The 6330-nt window shown below is 43.2% G+C and carries 10 protein-coding genes; 2 read left to right on the forward strand and 8 right to left on the reverse strand.

Annotation, left to right across the window (positions count from 1 at the left end; translation table 11 throughout):
- Positions 1-99 precede the first annotated feature (99 nt).
- Both CAG64_RS17840 and CAG64_RS17845 read left to right on the forward strand, forming a co-directional pair.
- Positions 100-906, forward strand: a complete 807-nt coding sequence (locus CAG64_RS17840) for an SDR family NAD(P)-dependent oxidoreductase (protein ID WP_161488517.1) — start codon at positions 100-102, stop codon at positions 904-906.
- Positions 907-940: 34 nt separating this feature from the next.
- Complete coding sequence (locus CAG64_RS17845) at positions 941-2266, forward strand: aminotransferase class I/II-fold pyridoxal phosphate-dependent enzyme (RefSeq protein ID WP_161448627.1); 1326 nt, start codon at positions 941-943, stop codon at positions 2264-2266.
- Positions 2267-2356: 90 nt separating this feature from the next.
- On the opposite strand, the gene CAG64_RS17850 is transcribed toward CAG64_RS17845, so the two are convergent.
- The 8 genes from CAG64_RS17850 to CAG64_RS17885 form a co-directional block, all read right to left on the reverse strand.
- Entirely contained in the window at positions 2357-2842 is a 486-nt protein-coding gene (locus tag CAG64_RS17850; protein ID WP_021705356.1) for an RDD family protein, read from the reverse strand.
- 117 nt (positions 2843-2959) lie between these two features.
- A complete protein-coding gene (locus CAG64_RS17855; protein ID WP_021705357.1) occupies positions 2960-3358 on the reverse strand; it encodes a VOC family protein in 399 nt (132 codons plus the stop codon).
- 114 nt (positions 3359-3472) lie between these two features.
- A complete protein-coding gene (locus CAG64_RS17860) occupies positions 3473-3889 on the reverse strand; it encodes a GFA family protein (RefSeq protein ID WP_021705358.1) in 417 nt (138 codons plus the stop codon).
- Between the two features lie 28 nt (positions 3890-3917).
- A complete protein-coding gene (locus CAG64_RS17865) occupies positions 3918-4277 on the reverse strand; it encodes a hypothetical protein (protein ID WP_161448629.1) in 360 nt (119 codons plus the stop codon).
- A 29-nt stretch (positions 4278-4306) separates the two neighbouring features.
- Entirely contained in the window at positions 4307-4699 is a 393-nt protein-coding gene (locus tag CAG64_RS17870) for a hypothetical protein (RefSeq protein WP_021705360.1), read from the reverse strand.
- Positions 4699-4911 (reverse strand): membrane protein insertion efficiency factor YidD, encoded by a 213-nt coding sequence (gene yidD / locus CAG64_RS17875; RefSeq protein WP_245580791.1) that lies wholly within the window; start codon positions 4909-4911, stop codon positions 4699-4701. Before yidD ends, CAG64_RS17870 begins: the two co-directional genes overlap by 1 nt.
- A gap of 14 nt (positions 4912-4925) precedes the next feature.
- Positions 4926-5141 carry a DUF4177 domain-containing protein gene (locus CAG64_RS17880; protein WP_021705361.1) on the reverse strand — a complete coding sequence of 72 codons (216 nt, stop codon included), beginning with the start codon at positions 5139-5141 and terminating at the stop codon, positions 4926-4928.
- Positions 5142-5572: 431 nt separating this feature from the next.
- The gene (locus CAG64_RS17885) at positions 5573-6271 is read right to left on the reverse strand and encodes a DUF3592 domain-containing protein (RefSeq protein ID WP_161489343.1); all 699 of its coding nucleotides are present in this window, start codon (positions 6269-6271) and stop codon (positions 5573-5575) included.
- Positions 6272-6330: the final 59 nt, after the last annotated feature.

A 6330-nucleotide genomic window follows, 5' to 3' on the forward strand; every position in this document is an offset into this window, starting at 1 on the left:
CCTTGCTCAAAGCAAAAGAAATAATTTAATTTATTTCTCGTTTATACATTAAAACTATCCTAATTTTCCCTCTGACATTAAAACCGCTACTGAGCAAACATGAAATATAAATTCAATAATAAGCAAGCCATTATTACTGGTGGTTCTGCTGGCATTGGCCTGTCTATAGCAAAAAAACTGGCTTCTCTTGGATGCCAAATCCATTTAATTGCAAGGGATAAAGAAAAGTTAACAAAAGCGAAATTCAATATTAATGAAACTTACCCTAACGTTAATATTGAAATTTATTCTGTGGATTTGAAAAATAAAGAACTGCTAGAAGAAACCATGATTTTTATCGGGAAAAATCATGGTATCGACATTCTAGTAAATAATGCCGGAGTCGAGGCATACGGAAAGTTTGAAGACATAGAAGAGACAGCACTTCGACATGTATTCGAAGTAAACTATTGGGCTGCGGTTAACGCCACACGCGCCGCAATCCCTTATCTCAAGAGCAGCTCTTGCGGGCACGTGAGTTTTGTCTCCAGTGTTGCTGGCTATCTGGGAGCTTTTGGTTATGTCAGTTATGCACCGACTAAATTTGCGGTCACAGGCTTTGCTGAATGTCTGAGAATGGAGATGAGACCTCACAACATTGGCGTCAGCATTGTTTTTCCTCCAGATACAGACACCGATATGTATACACGAGAAAAACAAAACCAAATACCTGAAGCGAAAGCATTAAGTAAGCACGGAAAAGTAATCAGTCCGGATTTAGTGGCAAATAAATTAATAAAAGCCATTGAAAAAAGTCAATTCGAAGTACTTTGTAACAAAGAAAGCATATTAGTTAAAAAGTTTAAGAACTTATTTCCATCATTGTATTACAAAACGCTAGATCGAATTATTGATTCTTCACTCTAATATTAACAACCATTACATTAAGGAAAATGTAAAAATGAACGAAAAGCTCAACGATTTTTATCAATACGCCAAAATCATGGTCAGTCACAACATTGCTCATCTCGATCTGGATGACATCGTCGAAAACGGCTTGTATCTCCGTTCTGGCGGAAAAACAATGCGTAACTATGGTTCTTGCAGCTACTTGTGTGTTGAAAATGATCCGCGCCTGAAATCGGCGGCGATTGCCGAAATTGAACGCAGTGGTACACAACTTTCCGCTTCCCGAGCGTATATGTCTCACCCACTGTACAGTACCATCGAGAATAAGCTTAACACGCTTTTCGGCGGACATGTTTTATTGACCGCGACCACAACACTCGGTCACTTGAGTGCTCTGCCAGTATTGGTTGAACGTGGGGATCTTCTACTGGTCGATCAGCAAGCACACTCAAGCATTCAACTCTCTGCCAAAGTTGTTGCGGCGTCTGGCGCCGAAGTGAAAGTGGTGAAACACAATAATGTCGAAGCGATCAAACAAGCTTTGGAAGACGGCCAACATTACCGGAAAATCTGGTATGCCACGGATGGTGTATTTAGCATGTACGGCGATTTAGCGCCACTGAATGAACTGCGCGATTTGCTAGAACAATACCCTAACTTCTGGCTATATATTGATGATGCTCACGGTGCAGGATGGCGCGGACAGAATGGCAAAGGTTTTGTTCTGGGTGAACATGACTTGCATGACAGAACGGTGGTCGCCATTTCATTCTCGAAGTGTTTCGGTGTCGCTGGCGGCGGCTTGGTGTTACCGAATCAGGAACTGTACCAACTGGTGCGTTACTGTGGCCCGGCGTTTTCGTTTGGCGGCCCTCTTCAACCGGCTAACCTCGCCGCGCTCAACGCTTCTCTGGATCTGTTCATGAGTGACGAAATTGCACAACTGCAAGGTCAGCTGTTTGATTTGATTGAATACTTTAATCAGTGCGCTGCAGAACAGGGGCTGCCACTGATCGCTGCGACATCCAGTCCAATCCGCTTTATTGCCGTCGGCAACGAAGAAGTATGCAGCAAGGTCATCAATAAGCTGATGGGCCGAGGTATCTATGTCAACATTGGCGCCTTTCCTGCTGTTGGTAAGGGCAAGTCCGGATTACGTATCGCACTGAATATTTCTCATACTAAACAAGATATCGATGTGCTTTGTCGCGAGATCACCATCTGTATGAACGAAGCCATTAACGAAGCGATGTTAGAGCAAGAGGGTTGTTATACTGAAAACGTCTTGCTGAAAGCATTCAACAAAGAAATTTCGTGTGAAAACGTCATCAAGAAAATAAAAAGCTCCGCCTGGAGCCAGATGCGCGTTGCCAGTTAATCTTCTGATCAAAGCGTTTCAACTGCGCTAAGTTAAGCCCCAAAGGCATTAGTGCTGTAGGGGCTTAGTTCATTTTAGAATACTGCTGCGTTACGCTCGGTTTACCACTATCGTACGCGCGAGTTTGTCTCCGATTCGCTGGCGACGCTTAGACAATATAAACACCGCGTCCAGTGCTCCGAGAACTGGCGTAAGAATATTGCGAAGCAAAGATTGCCAATACGTACAATAGTGTCCGCTGCGCCGGTCTATCACCGACATACCCAACATCTTTTTCCCCAGACTTTGCCCGTTAGCGAACCCGTCTGAAAAAACAAAATACACACATGCCGGAATCAATGCATAACCACCGATATACTCTTTGGAAACAGGCAACCACTCAACAAACGCAAAGCTCGCCAGGAAAATGCCCCAGGCGATGAGCATGTCGATCATCTGGCCCAGATAGCGCCTACCCGGACTGGACAAAACGTTGCTTAACCGCCGCTCCTGCGGAGATAACTCTATTGAGGTGATCTCTGGTTCTGCCGCCTCAAACTCGTGTTTTGCCTGACTGCACTTGACTTCGATTCTCACGTTACTTATTCCATCCTGTGGTATGTAAGCCACACTACACGCATCCAATACCGTGGCCGTCACAGCCACAGTATTGCTACGCGATACATTCTTGTGGTCGATAGCGGTATCTAAACATTAATGACCAGGCCAAAAGAACTCGATCCGAATACCGCTCGGCTCGAAACACATCATGTGTTTGGCTGGGCCTTCACCGATTTTCTCTGGCGCAAACTCCACCTCAACACCGGCGTCCATCATACGTTGATAAACCGCGTTTAAATCAGCTTCTTTGTCTAACGCCAGTGCCAAGTGATGAAGCCCCACGTTTCGTTTTCGATCAAAGGTTATCGCACTGTCGGTTCGTACTTCCCAGAGCGTCAACATAATGCGACCATCGCTGACAAAAATGGCCGGATACGCCGGATTGCGCTTCACTTCTTTCCAACCCAGCAGATCGACAAAAAAGCGAGCACTTTCTTCAAGTTTTGATACCGTCAATCCAATATGGTGAGTCCCGCATGTCATTGAAGTCATAGAGTTTCCTTATTCACTAATATAAAATCAAACTCATAATCAATAATGCCTATCAATAGAACAAGCAGTGTGAACTGAAGAAGATGTTCTAATCTTTGGAACAATCTTTTTCAGCTAAGTTTTACCTTTTGGTAACTCATCAAACTCAACTAAGTGATGGATGCCTTTTGACCATTGCACCTGACGGCTCACAAATATTTTAGCATCCGGAGTCTGTAAGATTGGTGTGTCCAGGCAACCCGCAGGAACCATCAAGAAGCTATGTTGATTATCTAAGGAAGGCACTGGGGAACCACATTGCTGGCAAAAACTTTTCTGATGCAGGCTACCGGGTAAACGATATGTTGTAAGTAACTCTTGCCCACAGTGCCAGAAAATATTGGACGGAGGGATAAACAAGCTGGCAGCATGAGCCGAACCGCTGTCTTTTTGACAATGTTTGCAATAACAAAGATAGAATCCGTCAAATGGCCCTGTCACATCGAAACGGATACTGCCACACAAGCAAGAACCTGAATATCGCGGACGCATTGCCTTCTCCTTTGCTCATATTGTCAGACTAACGCATATCGACGCCAGATAAAGCAGCTAAGACGAATAACATCAAGCCTACGAAACTGAACGGCAGCAGAGCAAACAGGTAAGCGAAAAATACCGCGCCTTTGTGCACTAACGTTGCTTTAACTTGGGCACGTATGCGTTTGTGCATCCATACGGTTCCAATCACTGAGCAGATGCACCACATTCCGGCCGTAAACCAAATCAGTTCGTCACTGCCACGCTCTAGCACGTTGACCGTTACGACGAAAAATGCGCCATGCATTAAAACCAACAACGAGAAAAACTTGAACATTGTCTTCTCACTTAGCTTACTGGTTTCATTGTTGGTCGTGCTCGACTCAACAACAGGCTTAGTCATCCTTGCCTTTCCTTGCTGTATAGACCAACTTAGCCACTTTTTTGTACATCATTTAATATTTGGCTGGATGTATCGTAATTATATTGGCGGGCGATTTTCTGTGAGAAAAACAACTGAGGGAGTTCATACACCACCAGACCAACAATTAACAAAGCCGGCCAACGATAACCTAAGGACAAGCCAATAATGGACCCGACAAGCAAGGTAAATTCAATAGCAAAGACTTTATATCTTTTTAAATAGATATGATGAAACCCGCCTAAAAACAACCAGTTAAGTACGGCATACGTATCTGGATCTTTCAATTCACGAACCTGGCGTTTATAGAACGCTTTTTTCTTTTCTTCAGTCAGTGAATTGACCTTACTTCTGAGGTCTTCTTCTTTATCTTTCAGCTCTTCCCATGGTTCAAGCAGTCTCATCAAGGTACCTCATCATATATTTTTTCAATCAGATTTGGGTTATTGCAACGTTTAATTCGCGAGATCCCCAGTTTCCAACCCTTGATTGCACCATATTTCTCAATGCATTGTTTTGTGTATTCTGAACAAGTCGGTTCAAAATTACATTCAATATTAAGTAGCTTTTTAGAACCACCGCTACGTTGGTAGCGGTGGATAAGCTTTAAAGACACTATCTTGAGCAAGATTAGCGGCCTAGCGTGATCAGAACAGCTTCACGTTTCCAGAACAACATGAATCGCTTCTGCTCTACAATTTGAAAAACAACCTGCCAACCATCTTGTGCATACTGATTCAATTCAGCTTCCATTTTCTGAACCGGAAGGCCACTTGCTCCGAGGAAAATCGTACCGCAACCGCCTTCAACAATGTGAACTACTTTATACTCTGTAAACTTTGTCATTATTTAACCAACTATCTCTTTTAAAATTATCATTTGGCACACTGGCCGGTATAACAATAAAAATCACAACATGAACCTAAAATACAAACACTGACGTACACCGTTTCTGACAGATTAAATTCATTCTTGTGTCGCCACCTATTAGACAACCAATACGGTAGCGACCGCGATTATACAAAACTGAGATATTGAGCCATTTAATTATTCACAGTGAATTTCTTATTTTATCGAATAAGTGAACTAAATCACTGTGTGAGCAAAAGATAATGACAAAGGTAATATTAAAATCGCGTATTTTCACCAACATAGAGAAAGACCACCATTTGCGGTCACGTCGGTGCATTGAAGTAGTGAATGTTTTGATTTTGTCTGGCTCAACTGGTTTCAGCCAATAAAAATGCCTCGAAGTGAGGCATCTTAGTCGCGCGATGTTAACCGGCTAACTGAGGCAAAAATGAAATATCCATATAATATTTATTTGGATCGCTCTGATCTATCAGAACCGTGACTTCACCACCTTTAATATGCTCACTCGGATCAAACCAGATGTTGTCACTCATGAAGACATGCAGCTTCGACGTTTTAGGATTTGTCCACTGAGCCGTAATTTGGTATGGGTTACGGCCATTGGCGATGACTGAACTATTAAGTTGCACTCCCGCCAATTTCGCCTTAACTGGCTCGCCATTCCTTTTTAAATATGCAACCCGATTATTTTTCCAACAGCCAAAAGCAATCATTGACGCCCCAGTCAGAAAAAACACCGCTCCTAGCCCGCCGAGGATGACAGCCCCACCCCACAATGAAAAGAAGCTGTCGATCATGGCATCTTCGGGAAAGGAAGGATTATAAAACACATCGACTTTCTCACCGATATCAAACGCAGGTGGATTACTGCTGCTGGAAGAGGTGATTTCAACTAAAGAACCATCTGAAGCAGTAAATGCCACCAGCGGCCGATAAGTATTTGAATCACTCGAACGCGAAAGCAACAGATCAACCACCGTGCCTTGCGCTATTTGTGATTGACTGAGGAAGCTTTGAGTGTTGGCAAACATAAAATAGGCGCCAATCAACATGCCAAGCCCGATGACGGAGAAGAAGTATTTTACTATTTTTATTGTTTTCATTGAGTTGCTCATAATCTGATGGATAGGGATTTTTGATCATTCACTCAGTGTCTTGCATA

It is taken from the genome of Vibrio sp. V38_P2S17PM301, from assembly GCF_009904845.1.
Lineage (GTDB): Bacteria > Pseudomonadota > Gammaproteobacteria > Enterobacterales > Vibrionaceae > Vibrio > Vibrio proteolyticus.

Coding starts and splice junctions, on each gene's coding strand:
- CAG64_RS17840 (WP_161488517.1), top strand. CDS start 100: ATGAAATATAAATTCAATAATAAGCAAGCCATTATTACTGGTGGTTCT.
- CAG64_RS17845 (WP_161448627.1), top strand. CDS start 941: ATGAACGAAAAGCTCAACGATTTTTATCAATACGCCAAAATCATGGTC.
- CAG64_RS17855 (WP_021705357.1), bottom strand. CDS start 3,358: ATGACTTCAATGACATGCGGGACTCACCATATTGGATTGACGGTATCA.
- CAG64_RS17860 (WP_021705358.1), bottom strand. CDS start 3,889: ATGCGTCCGCGATATTCAGGTTCTTGCTTGTGTGGCAGTATCCGTTTC.
- CAG64_RS17865 (WP_161448629.1), bottom strand. CDS start 4,277: ATGACTAAGCCTGTTGTTGAGTCGAGCACGACCAACAATGAAACCAGT.
- CAG64_RS17870 (WP_021705360.1), bottom strand. CDS start 4,699: ATGAGACTGCTTGAACCATGGGAAGAGCTGAAAGATAAAGAAGAAGAC.
- CAG64_RS17880 (WP_021705361.1), bottom strand. CDS start 5,141: ATGACAAAGTTTACAGAGTATAAAGTAGTTCACATTGTTGAAGGCGGT.
- CAG64_RS17885 (WP_161489343.1), bottom strand. CDS start 6,271: ATGAAAACAATAAAAATAGTAAAATACTTCTTCTCCGTCATCGGGCTT.